Origin of the sequence: Acinetobacter pollinis (assembly GCF_015627175.1) — a bacterium.
GTDB lineage: Bacteria > Pseudomonadota > Gammaproteobacteria > Pseudomonadales > Moraxellaceae > Acinetobacter > Acinetobacter pollinis.
Genome location: NZ_VTDQ01000019.1, coordinates 25,195 through 44,361, shown reverse-complemented (window position 1 = coordinate 44,361; position 19,167 = coordinate 25,195). Strand labels below are relative to the sequence as shown.

The window sequence follows — 19,167 nt, the reverse complement described above, 5'->3', positions numbered from 1 at the left end:
TTAAAAGGTTTGCGTGGGCGAGTTCTTTTAACCTCAATTCGTTTTTTCCAGCTCAAAATTGTATTTTTATCAATTTCAAATTGTGTCGATACCGCTCGTATGGAATATCCTTCCTCAAGCTTCGCTATCACTTTTCGTCTAAAATGTTCTGAATAACTCATTTTTAAATTGTCTTATATTTTTGATTGTTTGACTATAAAACGGCTACAGAGGTAAAAGCTATTAAAATAACTGATAGCGTTGTAAAGGCTACTAAGGTTAGTCTTTTTTAATGTAAGAAAACTCTTATTGATCGCCACCAGCTGCAAATTATATAGAACGACTTAAAGAGGATAGAGCAAATAATATGGATTTTAAATTAAAATGTATTCAAGACATATTCCCTTTAAAAGAGTTGGGTAATCATCGTTCATTGCTGGAATGTGATTTTTATGATACTCACTATATATATTTTGATGATATAGATGATGAGTATTTGTCTGCAATAAACCTTTCTGCTGAAGATTTAATTTTAGCATATAATATGGATTACCCTGATTTTTATAAAAAATTTGGTATTGCAGCCAGTATTTCACGTAGTAGACCAAGTGAAAATATAAAAACATGGATAGATGTAAGTTATAAGTATTTATATTATTTTGGTGAATCATGTAGCTATTTAGATTCAGAAGGTTTTAAGTTTTTTCTTCCTTCTGCAATCTATTATGTTTTACTCGAACCAGAAAAAAATAATAGTTTTATAGACTACTTTGTTTACAGACTAGAGTTTCGATGGGATATTGACAGTCATATTTTTAATAGTGACCAAAAAAGATTAATTAGATTATTTATAAGTGAATATATTAAGAGAGATTTCTTGTGGATTGTTTAACCCTACATTTAGTATTGATCTAGTTAACTAGGGTTTATGGATTTTAATAATGAACAAAGAAGACTTACTGGTACAGATCAGTCAAGAGTTTAAAAATGTTACTTTAGGTGATGCTTATACGCTTGTCGAAGAGGATTATTATGATACAGCTCATTGCCATTTTGATGAAGCATGTCCTTTATATTTCATGTCCCAAGAAGAGTGGGATAAAGAAGAAATTGAAGGAATGACAAGACATAGTTGGTGGCTACCTGAAGAAATTGAAGAAGCGATTAAAGCTATTAAAGAAAAAAGGAAAATATCTAATAGATTCCCCAATCCATTAGACATACCCTACAAGTACTTAGAAGCATATGGAATGGGTTTTTTCTTTTTAAAACCTCAGGCGTATTTATTTTATACACCATCTATGATGATTCATATACTATGTAACTCTGAAGGTGTATACCACGGACTTGGTTTTGGTCGGTGGTTAGGTGTGTTGCAATTTGGAAAAGAAGATGAGCTTAATTCTTTATTGAGTCATTTTAGTAAAAAACAGTTCAATCTATTAATTAACTTCTTAGAGCATTTAATAAACTTAGATACTATTGATGAGTTTGATAAAGAGGATACTCAAATAGTTCTGAATAAAATTCAGCCATTCAAATCTAAATAATCCTTTTTAAGAACCAAAACCTTACTTGTGTCATGGATTTGACCGAGTAGGGCTTCTCTTTGTAGTAAAGACCACCTTCGGGTGGTTTTTTATGAGTAAAAATTATGAGAGATAATTTATATTCAAGTCTGACTTAGATGGTAACTCAAATATCCAAATCTGTAACACGCAGTCTAATCTGTTTATGAGCAACATGTTACAGTCGAATTATTAATGGGCTGTGTGAAAAGGTGCAATTTTAGCGATTAAAGCACTCTTTGATGATTATAGGGGGCAGAATCTACCCGTACTGTTGAGTCAAAACACAGATACGAGTTATACACCAAATGGTAAATGTTAACTCTATTTGAACAGCAGTTTTAAAATCAAATCAGAGAATGCATCGACACGTGCTTTTTATAAGCCAACCATTCAAATGATGAAGGCTTTGACGCTCCATAATAATATTTACTTGATCATTAAACATGCGTATTTTTTAAGGCTTGTTTTAAGTAAGGGTCAAGTTCAGATTGCTTAAGTAACCATTGTACGTAATCCTGCGGTAAGTCTTTAATAGCTGTACCTTTATGTTTACCAAAGTTTAGTATTTTAGGTATACGTGCTTCTTCAGAGGCAAAGTAGAGTTCTTCAATATTTTTTACACCAGTATGAGCAATAATATGCATCAAAATATTTGCTGTTAAAATAATATCGGCATCTGCTCTATGTGCACCTTTTAATAATTCTCTTGCTTTTTGACTACCATGACTAATTTGATAAATTAATGCAGAGATATTATGCGCTTCAGCATGTGGCCAAACTGCACGAGCAAGTGCAAGTGTACAAATTGGTTTAATTTGACTGACATCTACACCACAATGCGCGATAGTTTTTATATCGTAGTCTATGTTGTGACCAATAATATAGACTGTTTCTTTAGGGAGTTGGAAGTCTGTATAAAAAGGCTGTCCCTCTAAATCAGCTTCTAAAATATGATGCACTGCCATAGAAGCATAAGAAATGGCTTCACCGACTTGATAGCATTGATCAAAAATTTGATCCTTATGTAAAGTAAGCTTACCCTCATTTAATTCAATAGGTGCATAAGCAATTTCAATAGGTAAGCCGTTTAGGGTGTGGGTTTCGGTATCTAAAATAATACTTTGCATATCATTGAATATTCTAAGTGTATCGGTCGTAAATGCTAACATTTTATAGAAACGTTAAACAGTAACATTTCTATGGGAGATCGAAAATCTTTTGAAAAATAATTACTTTGTTAAAATCAAGCAGGACTTAAAAAAGTGAGTTCTAAATATAAAATATTGTAGATTTTAATAATTTTATTGCATGTTGATGAAAGTTCATGCCAAAAACCACAAAACTTCGTGTTAGAATGTGTTTCGATTTTAGCACGGCTTAAAAGCCCTAATTTATAGGACCCTCGCTAATGTTTGACAACATCTCTATTTCTGCATTTGACCCAGAATTAGCAAAAGCAATTTCTTCTGAAGATGCTCGTCAAGAAGCTCATATTGAACTTATTGCATCTGAAAACTACTGTTCTCCAGCTGTCATGGAAGCACAAGGCAGTAAATTAACAAATAAATATGCGGAAGGTTATCCAGGAAAGCGTTACTACGGTGGCTGTGAGTACGTAGATGTCATTGAACAACTAGCGATTGATCGTGCAAAAGAACTTTTTGGCGCAGACTATGCAAATGTTCAGCCTCATGCTGGTTCACAAGCAAACTCTGCTGTTTACTTAGCACTTTTAAATCCAGGCGATACAGTATTGGGTATGAGTCTGGCTCATGGTGGTCACTTGACACATGGTGCTAAGGTAAGCTTTTCGGGTAAAACATATAATGCTGTACAATATGGTTTAAACCCAGAAACAGGTGAAATTGATTACGAAGAAGTAGAACGTCTTGCGCTAGAACACAAGCCTCGTATGATTGTTGCTGGTTTTTCTGCATATAGCCGTATTGTCGATTGGCAACGTTTCCGTGATATCGCTGATAAAGTAGGTGCTTACTTATTTGTCGATATGGCACATGTTGCAGGTCTAGTTGCTGCTGGTGTTTATCCTAACCCAGTACAAATTGCAGATGTGACAACAACAACGACTCATAAAACACTTCGTGGTCCACGTTCTGGTCTAATTCTTGCAAAAGCAAATGAAGAAATTGAGAAGAAGCTTCAATCTGCTGTATTCCCAGGTAATCAAGGCGGACCGCTTGTTCATGCAATTGCAGGGAAGGCTGTTTGTTTTAAAGAAGCAATGACACCTGAATATAAAGCGTATCAGCAACAAGTTGTAAAAAATGCCCAAGTAATGGGTAATGTGCTTGTTGAACGTGGTTATGATGTTGTATCTGGTGGTACAGACAATCATTTATTATTGGTATCTTTGATTAAACAAGATTTAACAGGAAAAGAAGCAGATGCTTGGTTAGGCGCAGCTCATATTACTGTAAATAAAAACTCTGTTCCAAATGATCCTCGTTCTCCATTTGTCACTTCAGGTATTCGTATTGGAACACCTGCAGTAACGACACGTGGTTTTGGTGAGTCAGAAGTTCGTGAACTTGCACATTGGATTGCTGATATCTTAGATAGCAAAGGTGATGAAAGTGTTATTGCCGCGGTAAAAGATAAAGTCTCAGAAGTTTGTGCAAAATTCCCTGTATATACAAAATAAAATCTTTGTAATATAAAAAAACGGTCTGCTAAGACCGTTTTTTTATGTCATTTTTATGGATGTTGTGGTGTTGGTGGTGTAAAAGCAAGTGCGCATTTACCTACAAATGTTTTACCTGCAATATTTACACTCTTAGATGAAGGTTCACTGCTACATACACTAGATAACTCAGGTTCATTACCCTTTAAGGCTTTAGTTGGTTTTGTTGGAATAAACTGTGTTTGGCAAGTACCATTCCAAAGCGCACCATTTGCGGCGAATGATACTGGAGCTCCTGCTGTTTTACCCTTACATACTTGAGAAAATTTATGAGGGTTATAATTATTATCTTGATGCTCATGTGCTTGAGCAATAGTTGCCATACCTAATCCTAAACTTGCACATAGCATTGTAGTTAAAAATTTATTTTTCATTACTATTCTTCCTTATATGATGTGTTTTAGTTGAATTATCTAAGGTGTGTCATAAGTATAAAAAATAATCAGATGTGTATCATGCTTTTTAGGTAAATTCACGATGCTAGTTTGTGAAGATTTGCTATGGAATGAAACTTTATATCTATTTATGTCAAATGGATAAAATATAGAACAGCAAAAGCAACCTGAGATGTGCATATTTTAAATAATATTTCTGATATAATATTGGGTCTTTTTTATTTCTGACGTAAATATTATGCATTATCCTAAAGTTTACGATGTTATCGTTATTGGTGGTGGTCACGCTGGTACGGAAGCTGCGTTAGCTGCTGCGCGTATGGGACGACAGACGTTGCTACTAACTCATAATATTGAGACTTTAGGGCAGATGAGCTGTAATCCTGCTATTGGTGGAATTGGTAAATCACATTTAGTTCGTGAAATTGATGCTTTAGGCGGCTCAATGGGTTTGGCTGCAGATAAGGCTGGTATTCAATTTAGAATATTAAACTCTAGAAAGGGTGCTGCTGTTCGTGCAACACGTGCACAGGCAGATCGTATTTTATACAAAGCTGCAATTAGAGATACGTTAGAGAATCAGCCAAATTTAGATATTTTTCAGCAAGCAGCTGATGATATTCTTGTAGAAGGCGATACTGTTAAAGGTGTTATTACCCAAATGGGTATTCGTTTTGATACTAAAACGGTCATTTTGACTACAGGTACATTCTTAGGCGGTGTCATCCATATCGGGTTACAAAAATCTAGCGGTGGTCGTGCGGGCGATCCTCCATCAATTGCACTGGCTGATCGCTTAAGAGAGTTACAACTTCCAGTGGGTCGACTCAAAACAGGCACACCGCCACGTATAGATGCGCGTTCAGTCGACTTCTCTGTGATGACAGCTCAGCCTGGGGATTTTCCATCTCCAACCATGTCTTTCATGGGAAATGCTTCAATGCATCCCGAGCAAGTGAATTGCTATATTACGCATACGAATGAACAAACACACGATATTATTCGCAGTGGTTTAGACCGCTCACCAATGTATACAGGTGTAATTGAAGGAGTGGGCCCACGTTATTGTCCATCTATTGAAGATAAGATTCATCGCTTCTCAGATAAAGATTCCCATCAGGTATTTATAGAGCCTGAAGGTTTAACAACACATGAACTTTATCCAAACGGTATTTCGACCTCTTTACCATTCGATGTACAATTTAAGTTAGTTCGTTCCATTCGTGGAATGGAAAATGCGCATATTCTTCGCCCAGGTTACGCAATTGAATATGATTACTTTAATCCACAAGCACTTAAGTTTACTTTAGAAACTAAAGCAATTCATAATTTGTATTTTGCGGGTCAAATTAATGGAACCACAGGATATGAAGAAGCAGGTGCACAAGGATTATTGGCAGGACTAAATGCTGCACGCCGTGCGTGGGAACAAGATGAATGGACTCCAAAACGTGATGAAGCATATATGGGTGTCTTGGTTGATGATTTAATTACACTGGGTACAAAAGAGCCTTATCGTATGTTTACTTCACGTGCAGAATATCGTTTGATGTTGCGTGAAGATAATGCAGACCAACGTTTAACTGCAATTGGTCGTGAACTAGGATTAGTTGACGATGAAAGATGGGCAGCTTACTGTACGAAAATGGAAGCTGTTGAAACAGAAACAGCACGCTTACAGCATCTATGGGCGGCACCTAATAATCCGATGGGCAAAAAATTTGTTGAAATGACGGGTGCGGACTTAAGTAAAGAGTGTAGTGCAATTGATTTGTTAAAGCGTCCACAGGTGAATTTTAAGCATATTGCTGAACTTACAGGTTCAGAAGTAACTGAACAAGTAGGCGAGCAAATTGAAATTGCTGTGAAATATGCAGGCTACATTAATCGTCAGCAAGATGATGTTGCCCAATTAAAACGCCTTGAAGAAACAAAAATCCCTCTTGATTTTGACTACGATATTGTTTCTGGTCTTTCAAGAGAAATTACACAAAAACTTAAAGCAGTGCGTCCAGAAACATTAGCACAGGCAAATCGTATTCCTGGGGTGACGCCTGCGGCGGTTCAGCTAATTATGATTACAGTTCGAAAAAAGAATATGTCCCGTAAAATTGCTTAGTAAAAAGAAACCTGCCTTATAAGCAGGTTTCTTTTTATTCTGTTTCATAAACTTGCTGTGCGAGTACATAAGGTTCAATGTGTAATATTTTTTTCCCAAAGCTTCTTAGCCACCAAACAAGCTGAGAGGTAAAAGGCACAGTTGCTGAAACTTCAACAACATTTTCGTCAATATTTTGAATATCCTGATCTAGGCTTAATTTACTTTCATAAAATGTTTGCGCTGTATTTTCAGTCATCTTAAGCTTAATTTGAATATTTTGAGTGGGTTGGTCATAATCCACTCTAAAACCTAGTGCACCAGATTCTATATAATCATCAATATTAAAATTAGCTGGATGAAGAGCACGGCTATCTAATACAGTCGCCGATTTAAAACGATGTAATGCAAATGTTCTTACATCTGATTTATCATGACGCGTACAAATAAGATAGATAATGGAGCCCTTTTGTACCAATGCTAAAGGATTAAGCGTATACGTTTTATTTTCACCTTGGTTTGTTCTTGCTTTATAAACGCACTCTAACTGCTTATCTTGAAGTAAGCCTTCGTAAATTACTTGTTGTGCCACTTTGTTAACGACAGGTGGAATAAGTGGTTGTGATGCAGGTACAATGCGTACCCTATTAATCCACTGACGTACATTATTTTGTGTAGAAAGGCTATGACGAGCTAAATCGAACCAAGGATTCATTTCCTCAATCAGGCTTTGAGGTAAAAGATGTCTTAAATGTTCTTCTACCATCATGAAAGTCACCGCCTGTGAGCTTGTCATATGGGGTAGGCTTTGAATAGGTGCATTTGCTTGCCAACGCCAACCTTGAGGTGTTTCGCCATTATTCTCAATAGGGAAGCGTTGTGCAATCTGATTTAAGTCACGTTGAATTGTACGTAGACTAATAGAAATACCTTCTCTTTCAAGCGTTTCTTGCAGTTGTCTTGTTCCTGTCCAAGTTCCAGTAGTTAGACGGGACAAAATCTGCCATTGACGATATAGGCTATTCGAGGTTTCTTTTTCTTGTATAGACATAAATAGAAATAAATCAATAAAAGGCAAAGTGAATTGAGCGAATATTACGCTAAAACTTGTGGATGATGCTAGCCTTTTATAGGGTATGGTACCAATTCTATACCATACCTTGTATTGGATTAATCCTATTCTTCATCATCGAATTGGTTGTAATATTCAGGAGATAAATTACTAAATCTTGTATATTGTCCTTCAAAGGCAAGTCTTACAGTACCAATAGGTCCATTACGTTGTTTACCGATAATAATTTCTGCTGTCCCAGCCTCTTTGGATTCTTTATTGTAGACCTCGTCTCGGTAAATAAACATAATTAAATCTGCATCTTGCTCAATTGCTCCAGATTCACGTAAATCTGACATAACAGGTCTTTTATTTGGCCTATTTTCTAAGCTACGGTTTAACTGAGAAAGTGCAACAACAGGACAATTCATTTCTTTTGCCAGTGCTTTTAAACTTCTAGAAATTTCTGAGATTTCACCAACTCGGTTATCTCCCATACCAGGGACTTTCATTAGTTGAAGATAATCGACCATAATACAACCTAGTTTTCCTCCATGCTGTTTTGCAATACGTCTTGCACGCGCTCGAAGTTCTGTAGGTGGTAGAGCAGATGAGTCATCAATATATAAAGATTTTTCTTGTAACTGTAGGATTGTGCCAGTAACTTTTGACCATTCATCGCTGTCGAGTTTACCTGAACGTAAATGTCCTTGATGGACTTTTCCGTAAGAGGAAATTAAACGCATTGCAATTGAATCTGCGGGCATTTCCATAGAGAAAACTAAAGCAGGTAAATCTGAATTAAATAGTACACTCTCAATTAGATTCATTGCGAAAGTTGTTTTCCCCATAGAGGGACGTGCGGCAACGATAATAAGGTCGCCAGCTTGCATGCCCGATGTTTTGTTATCAAGTTCCAAGAAACCTGTAGATAAGCCAGTGATGCTTCCTTCCATTTGAGACAGTTCACTCAACTTATTAAATACATCAGATACCACTGAAGTAATGGGCTGTGGCCCAGCACTTTTTTTATTACTATTATGTTGTTCAGCGATAGAAAAAATATTAGTTTCTGCAAGATCTAAGATATCGGAAACACTGCGTCCTTTTGTATCATATGCATTGAGTAATATTTCATTACTTGCTTTAATCATGCTACGTAAAGTTGCAAACTCTTTAATTTTATGTGCATATGTTTCAAGATTATAGAAGCTAGAAGGCGAGTCTGCCATTAGCTGCATTAAATAATCTTCACCACCAATCGCATCGAGTAAATTTTGTTTCGTGAGCCAGTCATGTACCAGTACAGCATCGTATGGGGAGTTCTCTTTGGCAAGTTTATCAATTGCACGAAAAATATATTTATGACGTGTTGCATAAAAATCATTTTCAGTAAGTGTATCACCAACTTGTTCAAATGACTCTGCGACCGTCATTAATGCGGCAAGTACAGCTTGTTCAATGGATAAGTTATGCGGTGGTGTGCGAAACTCTTTAAGCTGATTTTGCTCAGAAGTGTTTTTACTATCCTGATCTAATGATTTTGGTGCAACTTGGGCATTCGCCTGAGACATAAATAACCTTAGCGTTCAGTTTGATAAAGCAGAGACTTTAATATGGATTTAAGCGAGTTATTCTAACGGTAAACAAAGAAAAATTATAGGACTATAAAAACAAAAAGAGCATGCAAACGCATGCTCTTTTTTATGCAGAGAAATTACTCAGAAACAATAGTTACGAGAACTTCTGCAACAACATCATGGTGCAATTGAATTGCGATGTTGAATTCACCAGTGTGGCGAAGTGCGCCATTTGGTAAACGAACTTCTGCACGGTCAACATTTAGACCTGCATTTGTTAAAGCATCAGCAATATCGCGAGTACCGATAGAACCGAATAGTTTACCTTCGTCACCAGCTTTTGCTGTAATAACGATGTTCACTTCGTTTAATTGGTCAGCACGTGCTTGAGCAGCAGCTAAAACTTCTGCTTCTTCTTTTTCAAGTTCAGCACGACGAGCTTCAAAAGCAGCAGTATTTGCTTCAGTTGCAGCAACTGCTTTACCTTGAGGAATCAAAAAGTTACGACCATAACCAGCTTTAACAGCTACTTTGTCGCCTAGTTTACCAAGGTTTTTAATGCGTTGTAATAAGATAACGTCCACAGCTCACCTCACTTATGGTTGTCAGTGTACGGAATCAAAGCCAAGAAACGAGCTTGTTTAACAGCAAGCGCTAATTGACGTTGATAACGTGCTTTTGTACCAGTGATACGGCTAGGAACGATCTTGCCGTTTTCAGTGATATACTGTTTTAAAGTATCGATATCTTTATAGTCGATGTATGCAACATTCTCAGCTGTAAAGCGGCAGAACTTGCGACGACGGTAAAAACGTGCCATTGATGTTCTCCTTAAGCTTCAGCAGATTCTTGAGTTGCTTGTTGTGCTTCTTCACGTTGAGCTTTACGCGCACGTTTTTCTTCAGCACTTTTAGCAAGTAAAGATTCTTCAGTAATTGCGTTATCACGACGGATAACTAAATTACGAATGATTGCATCATTGTAGCGGAATAATTCGTTTAATTCGTCAAGCGTAGATTGACCACATTCAACATTCATTAAAATGTAGTGCGCTTTATGAATTTTGTTAATTGGGTAAGCCAATTGGCGACGGCCCCAATCTTCTAAACGGTGAATTTGACCTTCAGCTTCTTTGATGTGAGAGATATAGCGTTCAACCATACCTACCACTTGATCGCTTTGGTCTGGGTGTACCAGAATTACGATTTCGTAGTGACGCATTGTCAGCTCCTTACGGTTTATACAGCTTTTAATATGTTTATTCACATTAAAAGCAAGGAGTCATATTGTGATTACAATATGTCGCAAAAGCGAGTTGAGAATTCTATAGAAATTTAAATAGAATTTCAAGGCAAATTTGCTTTAAGAGAGCGTGTTTTAAATTCACCCTATCTTAATTAAAATAGGGGAAGAAATGGTGCTGGAGACTGATAGCTAAAGCTAAAACTAATACTTAATGCTGTAATTAGAATGACAGAATATAAGAAATACCGTTTTGCCCAGTTTTTTTCACCTTCTGGATCCGTTATTTTAAAACCAATCACAGATAGATAAAGCCAGTAAGCACAGAGCGCATTAAATGTAATTAAAAAGAAAATATTTGTATAGTGGAAGCAATACAAACCATTTAATACAGCTGTAAAGAGAATCACATAAATAAGCGATTCTACTTTCGTTCTTAAGATCGAGCGTGCAACAGGCAAAATAGGAATACCTGCGCGTTTATAGTCATCGAAACGATAAATTGCAATACCCCAAGAGTGTGGCATTTGCCATAAGCCATATGCCAAAAAAACAAGGAGGGCAGCAATATCAAACTGATGGGAGACGGCTGTATAACCAATTACTGGTGGGCAAGCACCTGAAATACTACCGATAACAGTCTGATGTATAGATGTTCGTTTAGACCATAAACTATAGAAGAATACGTAAACAACGAAACCAAGTATTGCAAAACTAAATGCATATACGTTTGTGAAATACCAAAGTATTGCAAGTCCGATACTACCTAATATAAACGCAAAACATAAAGCGGTATTCGGTTGAATAACTTTAGTAACCAACGCGCGATTTTGCGTACGTTGCATTCTAGGATCAATATCTTGGTCAATGTAGTTATTTACAACACAGCCAGAAGCAACAACTAGCGTTGTTCCTATGAGTGTGAGTAGAAGTAACAGGATATTCACAGAGCCTTGGGCGGCTAGAAAAAAGCCGCCCAAGGTGGTAACGAAGTTACCAAATAGAATCCCTGGTTTTGTCAGGAATAAGTATTGCTTCAGCATGACAATCAGTTTAGATCATCATGTTGTAATGTAGATAGTTCATTACCCAAACTGAACCAATAAGCAGAATAGCAATGGTTAAGATGGTATAAATAAATGCAATCACATTCCAGCGTTGTTCTTCAGATGAATTCATATGTAAGAAGAAAATCAACTGTACAAGAACCTGAACAATACCAGTAATACCTACTACTGAAAGAAGTAGTGAGCGGCTAAATCCACCTGTCATTACCATTCCAAAAGGAATAACAGTTAAAATGATAGAAAGGATAAAACCAATACTGTACTGTTTTAAGCTGCCGTGTGAACCGCTGTCTGAGTGGTGACCATGACTCATGAGATAGCTCCCATTAAGTAAACAACACTAAATACGCAAATCCAAACGATATCAAGGAAGTGCCAGAACAAACTTAAGCATGCAAGACGACGTGTATTTGGGAGAGTCAAACCATCTTTTTTAATTTGACAAATTAATACGATCATCCACACAAGGCCAGAAGTAACATGGATACCATGTGTTCCAACGAGTGTAAAGAATGCAGATAAGAATGCGCTGTGACTTGGTCCATGTCCTGCCATTACTAGGTGATGGAATTCATTAATTTCCATACCAATAAAAGCAGCACCGAATAACCAAGTAACGACTAACCAAGTAATTACACCATTTGCATTGTTCTTGTAGCGAGCAAGAACAGCAAATCCAAAAGTTACAGATGAAATCAAAAGTGCAAATGTTTCAACAAGAACATAGCTTAATGATTCACTAAATAACTCTGCTGGGCCCGGAGTACCAGCTGGAATATGCGAATGTAAAACAATGTAGGCAATGAAGAGTGTCCCGAATAATACGAGGTCACTCATTAAATATGTCCAAAAACCAAAGACAGTGATGTCAGTATCATCATGGTGGTGATGATCATCGTGTCCATGACCTTGTTGATGAAGTACTTCAGCCATTGTTTTAGTCCTTCTTCAAGTGTTTTTCTAAAATGGCATAACGTTCACTTTCAATACGCTCAACTTCTGCAGCAGGAACGTAGTAGTCAACTTTTTTGGTGTAAGAACTTCGAATTAAAGTAATGATTGTTGCAGCAAAGCTTACAAATACCAACCACCAAATATGCCAGATGAGTGCAAACCCTAACACTGTAATTAGTATTGCCATAACAAAACCAGCCGCACGATTCGTTGGCATATGAATATCTTCATATTTTTCTGGTTTGATATAAGCAACGCCATTTTCTTTATCTAACCAGAAGCGATCGATATGCTCGCCATCTGGAATGTAGGCAAAGTTATAAAATGGAGCAGGAGATGATGTAGCCCATTCAAATGTGCGGCCATCCCATGCGTCGCCAGTATAGTCAATGTTATTGTTACGTTGTAAGAAACCAACTACAACTTGCATAATAAAGCAAAGAATACCGATAGCAACGAGGATTGCACCAACCATAGCAATTGCTAGATATGGCGTCCATTCTGGGTTGTCATATGTATTTAAGCGACGTGTCATACCCATGAAACCAAGGATATAAAGTGGCATAAATGCAAAATAGAAACCGATGAACCAGAACCAGAATGATGCTTTGCCCCATGCTTCATTTAGCTTCCAGCCAAACATTTTTGGCCACCAGAAGGTAATTGCAGCAAAGAGACCGAATACAACACCACCAATAATTACGTTATGGAAGTGAGCAATAAGGAATAACGAGTTATGTACAAGGAAGTCAGCAGGTGGAACCGCCATAAGTACACCTGTTAAACCACCAATACCGAAAGTCACTAGGAAGCCTAATGTCCAAAGCATTGGAGATGTAAAGGTAATACGACCTTTATACATGGTAAATAACCAAGAGAAAATTTTAACCCCAGTAGGAATTGCAATAATCATGGTCATAATACCGAAGAATGCATTTACATTCGCTCCTGCACCCATAGTGAAGAAGTGGTGTAACCAAACGATTAATGAAAGTACTGCAATTGCAACAGTGGCATATACCATAGTTTTATAGCCAAACAGTGCTTTACGTGAGAAAGTAGGAACAATCTCAGAGTAAACACCAAATGCTGGTAATACTAGGATATATACTTCTGGGTGACCCCATGTCCAAATTAGGTTTACGTAGAGCATTGGACTGCCGCCAAGGTCGTTCGTAAAGAAATGGAAGTCAAAGTAACGGTCTAAAGTCAGCATTGCTACAGTAGCAGTTAACACAGGGAATGTTGCTACGATTAATACACATGTACATAAAGCAGTCCATGTAAAAATCGGCATATCCATGAGTTTCATGCCAGGCGCACGCATTTTAATAATTGTTACAAGGAAGTTAACCCCTGTAAGCAGTGTACCTAAACCTGATATCTGTAATGCCCAGATCCAATAGTCAACACCCACGCCAGGAGAGTATTGAATGCCAGAAAGAGGAGGGTATGCTAACCAACCTGTTGCAGCAAACTCACCGAGTACAAGTGAGACCATGATCAAGCCAGCAGAGCCTGCAAATGCCCAGAAGCTAAATTGGTTCAGGAGTGGAAATGCAACGTCACGTGCGCCGATTTGAAGTGGCACGATAACGTTCATTAAACCAACAACAAGACCCATAGCCACAAAGAAGATCATGATTACACCGTGTGCAGTGAAGATCTGATCATAGTGGTCTGGATGTAAGTAACCAGGGTTACCATTGCTTGCAAGGAATAATTGAAGTCGCATCATAAATGCATCTGCAAAGCCACGAAGTAGCATGATTACAGAAACAAGAATATACATGATACCAATTTTTTTATGGTCTACAGATGTAGCCCATTCTTTCCAAAGATATCCCCACTTTTTGAAATAAGTAATACCTGAAAGAACTGCAATAGCACCAAGCGCCATAATAATTGCAGTAACAATTACAATTGGCTCTTTAGGGATGGCGCCCCATCCAATCTTACCTAATAGCATGTCCATATCTTATTCTCCTGCCGAAGCCATATGTTGCATGTTAGCGTGAGAAGAATCAGCTTTTTCTGCACCATGATAATTGCTCATGTACTTGTCGATGACTTTTCTGAACAATTGCGGTTCAACTGAAGAATAGTATGTTACTGGATGTGGCTTTGTAGGGTATGGACCCATACGTTCAGCTTCTTCAGCAATTGCTTTTTCTTTAGGTGTTTTTGCATCAGCAAGCATGCCTTCGATTTGGTGTGTAGAACGTTCACCATCACGTAAGCCTTGTAATGTTGCAAAATCTAAAGTGCTCTTTTGAATCGCAGTAGAATTATCCTCAGTGCCTTTTCCAGCTTTCACATTGCTTACCCATTTGTCAAAATCTGACTGAGTTACGCTATGCGCTTTAAAATGCATTTGAGAGAAGCCATAACCACTATAGTTAGCGGAGAAACCACGGAAGATACCAGTTTCGTCTGCAAGAACGTGTAGGTGGGTTTGCATACCTGCCATTGCATAGATCTGACCTGCTAACTGTGGAATGAAGAACGAGTTCATTGTAAAGTCAGAGGTAATGTGGAAATGCACCGGAGTTTGTTCAGGGAAACGGATTTCATTAACTGTTGCAATTTGTTGCTCTGGATATACAAACACCCATTTGTATGGTTCCGCAATCACTTGAATATCGAGTGTCTTTTTATCAGACTCTGCATTCAATGGACGGTATGGGTCATATTGGTGAGAACCCCACCAAGCAATCCACGCTAAAATAGCAATAATAATGATAGGAATACCCCAAACAACAATTTCAATTGTCGTTGAGTGAGCCCATGTAGGCTTATAGTCTGCATCTTTATTTGACGCGCGATATTTCCAACCAAACCAAAGTGCCATGATGATAGATGGAATCACCACCAATAGCATAAGGTAGATCGCAGTCATCATGAGGCCGCTAAGACCTTCTGCAACTGGACCTTTTGAGTTTAGCAGTACTAAATCACCACCACACCCCGTAAGGAGCGTAGAAATCGCAGATAAAGACAATACAGCTAATATCGTTTGTCTCATTTTACAACCTCGGTGAAGAGTCCCATTTATGTTTTGTGAGAATGGGATAGCGATTATAGTGACGGATGCCCTAATAGTTGTACTAAAAGTCTGTGACACCGCTACTTTATAAGGCATTATGCCCTATATTCGGGAGGTGCGCCACATTTACGAGACTTAAAAAAAGGCAATTTAAACCCAACATAAAAAGTTGGATTTAAATTAAAAATGTTAAAAAAGTGATATAAAATAAAGTGTTATTGTATATTTTTGTGTTTTAAATACTTCTTTTTGTTGGCTCTTTTTTATACGTTTTTATGATTTTTTTATGACTTTTGTTTTTGCTAAACGATCATGTAATGTCTGTCTGTTACGACCAAAGCCAAGTGCATAGTCTAAAATTGTTATTACAGGCATTGCGAACATATTTAATAGGATAAAAACTATACTTCTAATCAGAAATATTCGGGTTAGATTGACACGGCCCTCTGTCTCTAAATCTACAATTTTAATTTTAGTCAGCAATTTACCGATACTTTGTCCTTTTCTGTTCATGAGAATTGCTTGAATGACTAGCATGACAACAATATAAACCATCATTGCTTGCCAAGCTTGTGCAGGAATAATATGAAAAATTTGCTGTTGTAGTTCTGGATTAAATGTCGATCCTTGAAATTTCTCAAGCTGACTGGCTGATTCTTTATCTAAGAAAAAAGAAGGTAACATAAAAGCAGGAAACCATAAAAGTAAATCTATGATTTTGGCTAAAGCACGCGCTTGAATGCTTGCTAGTGTTGTAGAGGGTTTTGATTCCTGAAAAGGTTTTTGTGTAGGTATAGAAGATGGACTTGTATATCCTTCAGGTTCATACTTTAATTTACCCTGAGTGAGCTCACCGAGTGGATGCCATTCATTTAAACCAGTGTGCCAAACCAGATCTGTCAGTAATACTTGCTGATTTGCAAGCATTTGATTCACTTGTTCTAACGTATAAGGCCCAGCCTGTTGGTTGTTACGTGCTAAATAAATTTGCATAAAATGATCATCTCAAAATAAAAAGACCCTATAAAGGGTCTTTTTAACATGTTTTTAAGCTAACTAAAAGTTATTTAGTTTTCTCATCTGATAAGAAGAACCATGTATCTAGTACAGAGTCTGGATTTAATGATACAGACTCAATGCCTTGCTCCATTAACCAACGTGCTAGATCTGGGTGGTCTGATGGGCCTTGACCACAAATACCAACATATTTTCCAGCTTTACGACATGCTTGAATAGCCATTGAAAGTAGTGTTTTTACCGCTTCATCACGTTCATCAAAGAGTTGAGATACGATACCTGAGTCACGATCTAGGCCAAGTGTTAATTGTGTTAAATCGTTTGAGCCAATTGAGAAACCATCAAAGTGTTGTAGGAACTGGTCAGCCAATAATGCATTTGTTGGTAGTTCACACATCATAATGACTTTGAGGCCATTCTCACCACGTTTTAAACCATTTTCTGCAAGTAACTCAATGACACGTTCAGCTTCTTTGACTGTACGTACAAATGGAATCATGATTTGAACATTGGTTAATCCCATTTCATCACGAACTTTTTTCAGTGCGCGACATTCTAGTTCAAAGCAATCACGGAAATTATCTGAAACGTAGCGACTTGCACCACGGAAACCTAACATAGGGTTTTCTTCTTCAGGTTCGTATAATTTACCACCAATAAGGTTAGCATATTCATTTGACTTAAAGTCAGACATACGAACGATTACAGGCTTATCACCAAAAGCAGAGGCAAGGGTAGCAACACCTTCTACGATTTTTTCAACATAAAATTCTACAGGAGAATTATAACCTGCTGTACGTGTTGCAACTGCTGCACGTGTTTCACGTGGTAAGCTGTCAATATTAAGTAAAGCTTTAGGATGCACACCGATCATGCGGTTAATAATGAACTCAAGACGTGCAAGACCAATTCCTTCATTTGGAATTTGTGCAAAGTCAAAAGCACGGTCTGGGTTGCCTACATTCATCATAATTTTGAATGGTAGCTTTGGCATAGACTCAATTGAATTACGTTGGATTTCAAAATCCAACTGACCTTCATAGATAAAGCCTGTATCACCTTCAGCACATGACACGGTTACCGCTTGACCATCTTTGAGTAGTTCAGTTGCATTACCACAGCCAACAATTGCAGGTACGCCAAGTTCACGTGCAATAATTGCAGCATGGCAAGTACGACCACCACGGTTAGTAACAATCGCAGCAGCACGTTTCATTACAGGTTCCCAGTCAGGATCTGTCATGTCTGAAACGAGTACATCACCTGGCTGTACTTTATCCATTTCATCAATAGATGTCACGATACGCACTTTACCTGAACCAATACGTTGACCAATAGAGCGACCTTCTGCAATCACATTACCTTTTTGTTTAAGAAGGTAGCGTTCCATAGTATTTGCATTTTGACGGCTTTTTACTGTCTCTGGACGTGCTTGTACAATATAGAGACGACCATCATCTCCATCTTTTGCCCATTCAATGTCCATTGGTGAGCCGTAATGTGACTCAATGATCATTGCTTGTTTTGCAAGCTCATGTAGTTCTTGGTCTGTTAAGGAAAATTGTTGACGCTCTTGTTTTTCAACTTCGACAATAGATACAGATTTTCCTGCAGAAGCATCTGAACTATAAATCATTTTTTGGTGTTTAGAACCAAGATTACGACGAACGACTGCATGTTTTTCATTTTTTAATAATGGCTTAGATAAATAGAATTCATCTGGGTTTACAGCACCTTGTACAACCATTTCTCCAAGTCCGTATGATGATGTAATAAATACAACATCTCTGAAACCTGATTCTGTATCTAGTGTAAACATAACACCTGCAGCACCAGTTTCTGAACGTACCATACGTTGGATACCTGCTGATAATGCAACAAGTTTATGGTCGAAACCTTGGTGTACACGGTAAGCAATTGCACGATCGTTAAATAAAGAAGCAAATACTTCTTTAATAGCAATTAAAATATTATCTATACCACGAATATTTAAGAAGGTTTCTTGTTGTCCTGCAAATGATGCATCTGGTAAATCTTCAGCAGTTGCAGAAGAGCGTACAGCAACAGCAATATCTGGGTTACCACTAGAAAGTGCAGCGAATGCTTCACGAACATCTTTTTCAAGAGCTTCAGTTAAAGGTGTATCAATGATCCATTGACGAATTTTTGCACCTGTTTCTGCTAAGGCAACGACATTATCAACATCTAGTTGCTCAAGCTCTGCTTGAATTTTTGCATTTAGGCCACTTTGTTCAAGAAATTCACGATATGCTGCAGCAGTTGTGGCAAAACCACCTGGTACAGATACACCTGCATTAGAAAGGTGGCTGATCATTTCCCCTAAAGATGAGTTTTTCCCACCTACGAGTTCAACATCATGCTTTCCTAATTTTTCTAGACCAATTACGCGCGATTCCAAAGTAGTCTCTCCACTGCTGCAGTATGTGATTTGTTATCTGCTCATGT

General features: G+C 37.6%; 19 protein-coding genes. 4 read left to right on the top strand and 15 right to left on the bottom strand.

From position 1 onward, the window contains the following. Positions 1–161: helix-turn-helix domain-containing protein (locus I2F23_RS08655; protein ID WP_213014676.1), on the bottom strand; the 161-nt coding region annotated here is incomplete at its 3' end. 185 nt (positions 162–346) lie between these two features. Between I2F23_RS08655 and I2F23_RS08650 the strand changes: the two genes are divergently transcribed. Continuing rightward, the gene (locus I2F23_RS08650) at positions 347–871 is read left to right on the top strand and encodes a DUF6714 family protein (RefSeq protein ID WP_195772195.1); all 525 of its coding nucleotides are present in this window, start codon (positions 347–349) and stop codon (positions 869–871) included. A 49-nt stretch (positions 872–920) separates the two neighbouring features. Then, the gene (locus I2F23_RS08645) at positions 921–1,529 is read left to right on the top strand and encodes a hypothetical protein (RefSeq protein WP_195772194.1); all 609 of its coding nucleotides are present in this window, start codon (positions 921–923) and stop codon (positions 1,527–1,529) included. A 458-nt stretch (positions 1,530–1,987) separates the two neighbouring features. Here I2F23_RS08645 and I2F23_RS08640 read toward each other — a convergent pair whose 3' ends face one another. Continuing rightward, positions 1,988–2,677 carry an exonuclease domain-containing protein gene (locus tag I2F23_RS08640; RefSeq protein ID WP_195772200.1) on the bottom strand — a complete coding sequence of 230 codons (690 nt, stop codon included), beginning with the start codon at positions 2,675–2,677 and terminating at the stop codon, positions 1,988–1,990. 281 nt (positions 2,678–2,958) lie between these two features. On the opposite strand from I2F23_RS08640, the gene glyA reads away from it, so the two are divergent. Continuing rightward, positions 2,959–4,212 carry a serine hydroxymethyltransferase gene (gene glyA / locus I2F23_RS08635; protein WP_195772193.1) on the top strand — a complete coding sequence of 418 codons (1,254 nt, stop codon included), beginning with the start codon at positions 2,959–2,961 and terminating at the stop codon, positions 4,210–4,212. Positions 4,213–4,265: 53 nt separating this feature from the next. Here glyA and I2F23_RS08630 read toward each other — a convergent pair whose 3' ends face one another. Next, complete coding sequence (locus tag I2F23_RS08630; protein WP_195772192.1) at positions 4,266–4,625, bottom strand: hypothetical protein; 360 nt, start codon at positions 4,623–4,625, stop codon at positions 4,266–4,268. Positions 4,626–4,884: 259 nt separating this feature from the next. Here I2F23_RS08630 and mnmG point away from each other — a divergent pair, with 259 nt between their 5' ends. After that, positions 4,885–6,765 carry a tRNA uridine-5-carboxymethylaminomethyl(34) synthesis enzyme MnmG gene (gene mnmG, locus I2F23_RS08625; protein ID WP_195772191.1) on the top strand — a complete coding sequence of 627 codons (1,881 nt, stop codon included), beginning with the start codon at positions 4,885–4,887 and terminating at the stop codon, positions 6,763–6,765. A 34-nt stretch (positions 6,766–6,799) separates the two neighbouring features. On the opposite strand, the gene I2F23_RS08620 is transcribed toward mnmG, so the two are convergent. The 12 genes from I2F23_RS08620 to ppsA form a co-directional block, all read right to left on the bottom strand. Then, positions 6,800–7,795, bottom strand: coding sequence for a helix-turn-helix transcriptional regulator (locus tag I2F23_RS08620; protein WP_211140221.1), 996 nt, complete (start codon positions 7,793–7,795; stop codon positions 6,800–6,802). 125 nt (positions 7,796–7,920) lie between these two features. Next, positions 7,921–9,369: a replicative DNA helicase gene (gene dnaB, locus I2F23_RS08615; protein ID WP_195772190.1), complete on the bottom strand. Its 1,449-nt coding sequence runs from the start codon at positions 9,367–9,369 to the stop codon at positions 7,921–7,923. 143 nt (positions 9,370–9,512) lie between these two features. Next, positions 9,513–9,959 carry a 50S ribosomal protein L9 gene (rplI, locus tag I2F23_RS08610; RefSeq protein ID WP_195772189.1) on the bottom strand — a complete coding sequence of 149 codons (447 nt, stop codon included), beginning with the start codon at positions 9,957–9,959 and terminating at the stop codon, positions 9,513–9,515. An 8-nt stretch (positions 9,960–9,967) separates the two neighbouring features. Continuing rightward, entirely contained in the window at positions 9,968–10,195 is a 228-nt protein-coding gene (gene rpsR / locus I2F23_RS08605; protein WP_023271761.1) for a 30S ribosomal protein S18, read from the bottom strand. 11 nt (positions 10,196–10,206) lie between these two features. After that, positions 10,207–10,596 carry a 30S ribosomal protein S6 gene (gene rpsF, locus I2F23_RS08600; RefSeq protein ID WP_195772188.1) on the bottom strand — a complete coding sequence of 130 codons (390 nt, stop codon included), beginning with the start codon at positions 10,594–10,596 and terminating at the stop codon, positions 10,207–10,209. A 176-nt stretch (positions 10,597–10,772) separates the two neighbouring features. Then, positions 10,773–11,660, bottom strand: coding sequence for a heme o synthase (gene cyoE / locus I2F23_RS08595; RefSeq protein WP_195772187.1), 888 nt, complete (start codon positions 11,658–11,660; stop codon positions 10,773–10,775). Positions 11,661–11,670: 10 nt separating this feature from the next. After that, complete coding sequence (gene cyoD, locus I2F23_RS08590; protein ID WP_195772186.1) at positions 11,671–11,997, bottom strand: cytochrome o ubiquinol oxidase subunit IV; 327 nt, start codon at positions 11,995–11,997, stop codon at positions 11,671–11,673. After that, positions 11,994–12,617, bottom strand: coding sequence for a cytochrome o ubiquinol oxidase subunit III (gene cyoC, locus I2F23_RS08585; protein WP_195772185.1), 624 nt, complete (start codon positions 12,615–12,617; stop codon positions 11,994–11,996). The genes cyoD and cyoC overlap by 4 nt, the downstream gene beginning before the upstream one ends. A 4-nt stretch (positions 12,618–12,621) precedes the next feature. Beyond that, positions 12,622–14,613: a cytochrome o ubiquinol oxidase subunit I gene (gene cyoB, locus I2F23_RS08580; RefSeq protein WP_195772184.1), complete on the bottom strand. Its 1,992-nt coding sequence runs from the start codon at positions 14,611–14,613 to the stop codon at positions 12,622–12,624. Positions 14,614–14,616: 3 nt separating this feature from the next. Further along, positions 14,617–15,663 carry a ubiquinol oxidase subunit II gene (cyoA, locus tag I2F23_RS08575; RefSeq protein ID WP_195772183.1) on the bottom strand — a complete coding sequence of 349 codons (1,047 nt, stop codon included), beginning with the start codon at positions 15,661–15,663 and terminating at the stop codon, positions 14,617–14,619. A gap of 294 nt (positions 15,664–15,957) precedes the next feature. After that, positions 15,958–16,677: an RDD family protein gene (locus I2F23_RS08570; protein ID WP_195772182.1), complete on the bottom strand. Its 720-nt coding sequence runs from the start codon at positions 16,675–16,677 to the stop codon at positions 15,958–15,960. Between the two features lie 70 nt (positions 16,678–16,747). Then, positions 16,748–19,120, bottom strand: coding sequence for a phosphoenolpyruvate synthase (gene ppsA, locus I2F23_RS08565; protein ID WP_195772181.1), 2,373 nt, complete (start codon positions 19,118–19,120; stop codon positions 16,748–16,750). Positions 19,121–19,167: the final 47 nt, after the last annotated feature.

Coding starts and splice junctions, on each gene's coding strand:
- rpsR (WP_023271761.1), bottom strand. CDS start 10,195: ATGGCACGTTTTTACCGTCGTCGCAAGTTCTGCCGCTTTACAGCTGAG.
- I2F23_RS08620 (WP_211140221.1), bottom strand. CDS start 7,795: ATGTCTATACAAGAAAAAGAAACCTCGAATAGCCTATATCGTCAATGG.
- I2F23_RS08645 (WP_195772194.1), top strand. CDS start 921: ATGAACAAAGAAGACTTACTGGTACAGATCAGTCAAGAGTTTAAAAAT.
- rpsF (WP_195772188.1), bottom strand. CDS start 10,596: ATGCGTCACTACGAAATCGTAATTCTGGTACACCCAGACCAAAGCGAT.
- I2F23_RS08630 (WP_195772192.1), bottom strand. CDS start 4,625: ATGAAAAATAAATTTTTAACTACAATGCTATGTGCAAGTTTAGGATTA.
- I2F23_RS08640 (WP_195772200.1), bottom strand. CDS start 2,677: ATGCAAAGTATTATTTTAGATACCGAAACCCACACCCTAAACGGCTTA.
- cyoE (WP_195772187.1), bottom strand. CDS start 11,660: ATGCTGAAGCAATACTTATTCCTGACAAAACCAGGGATTCTATTTGGT.
- cyoA (WP_195772183.1), bottom strand. CDS start 15,663: ATGAGACAAACGATATTAGCTGTATTGTCTTTATCTGCGATTTCTACG.
- dnaB (WP_195772190.1), bottom strand. CDS start 9,369: ATGTCTCAGGCGAATGCCCAAGTTGCACCAAAATCATTAGATCAGGAT.
- I2F23_RS08570 (WP_195772182.1), bottom strand. CDS start 16,677: ATGCAAATTTATTTAGCACGTAACAACCAACAGGCTGGGCCTTATACG.
- glyA (WP_195772193.1), top strand. CDS start 2,959: ATGTTTGACAACATCTCTATTTCTGCATTTGACCCAGAATTAGCAAAA.
- cyoC (WP_195772185.1), bottom strand. CDS start 12,617: ATGGCTGAAGTACTTCATCAACAAGGTCATGGACACGATGATCATCAC.
- cyoD (WP_195772186.1), bottom strand. CDS start 11,997: ATGAGTCATGGTCACCACTCAGACAGCGGTTCACACGGCAGCTTAAAA.
- I2F23_RS08650 (WP_195772195.1), top strand. CDS start 347: ATGGATTTTAAATTAAAATGTATTCAAGACATATTCCCTTTAAAAGAG.
- cyoB (WP_195772184.1), bottom strand. CDS start 14,613: ATGGACATGCTATTAGGTAAGATTGGATGGGGCGCCATCCCTAAAGAG.
- mnmG (WP_195772191.1), top strand. CDS start 4,885: ATGCATTATCCTAAAGTTTACGATGTTATCGTTATTGGTGGTGGTCAC.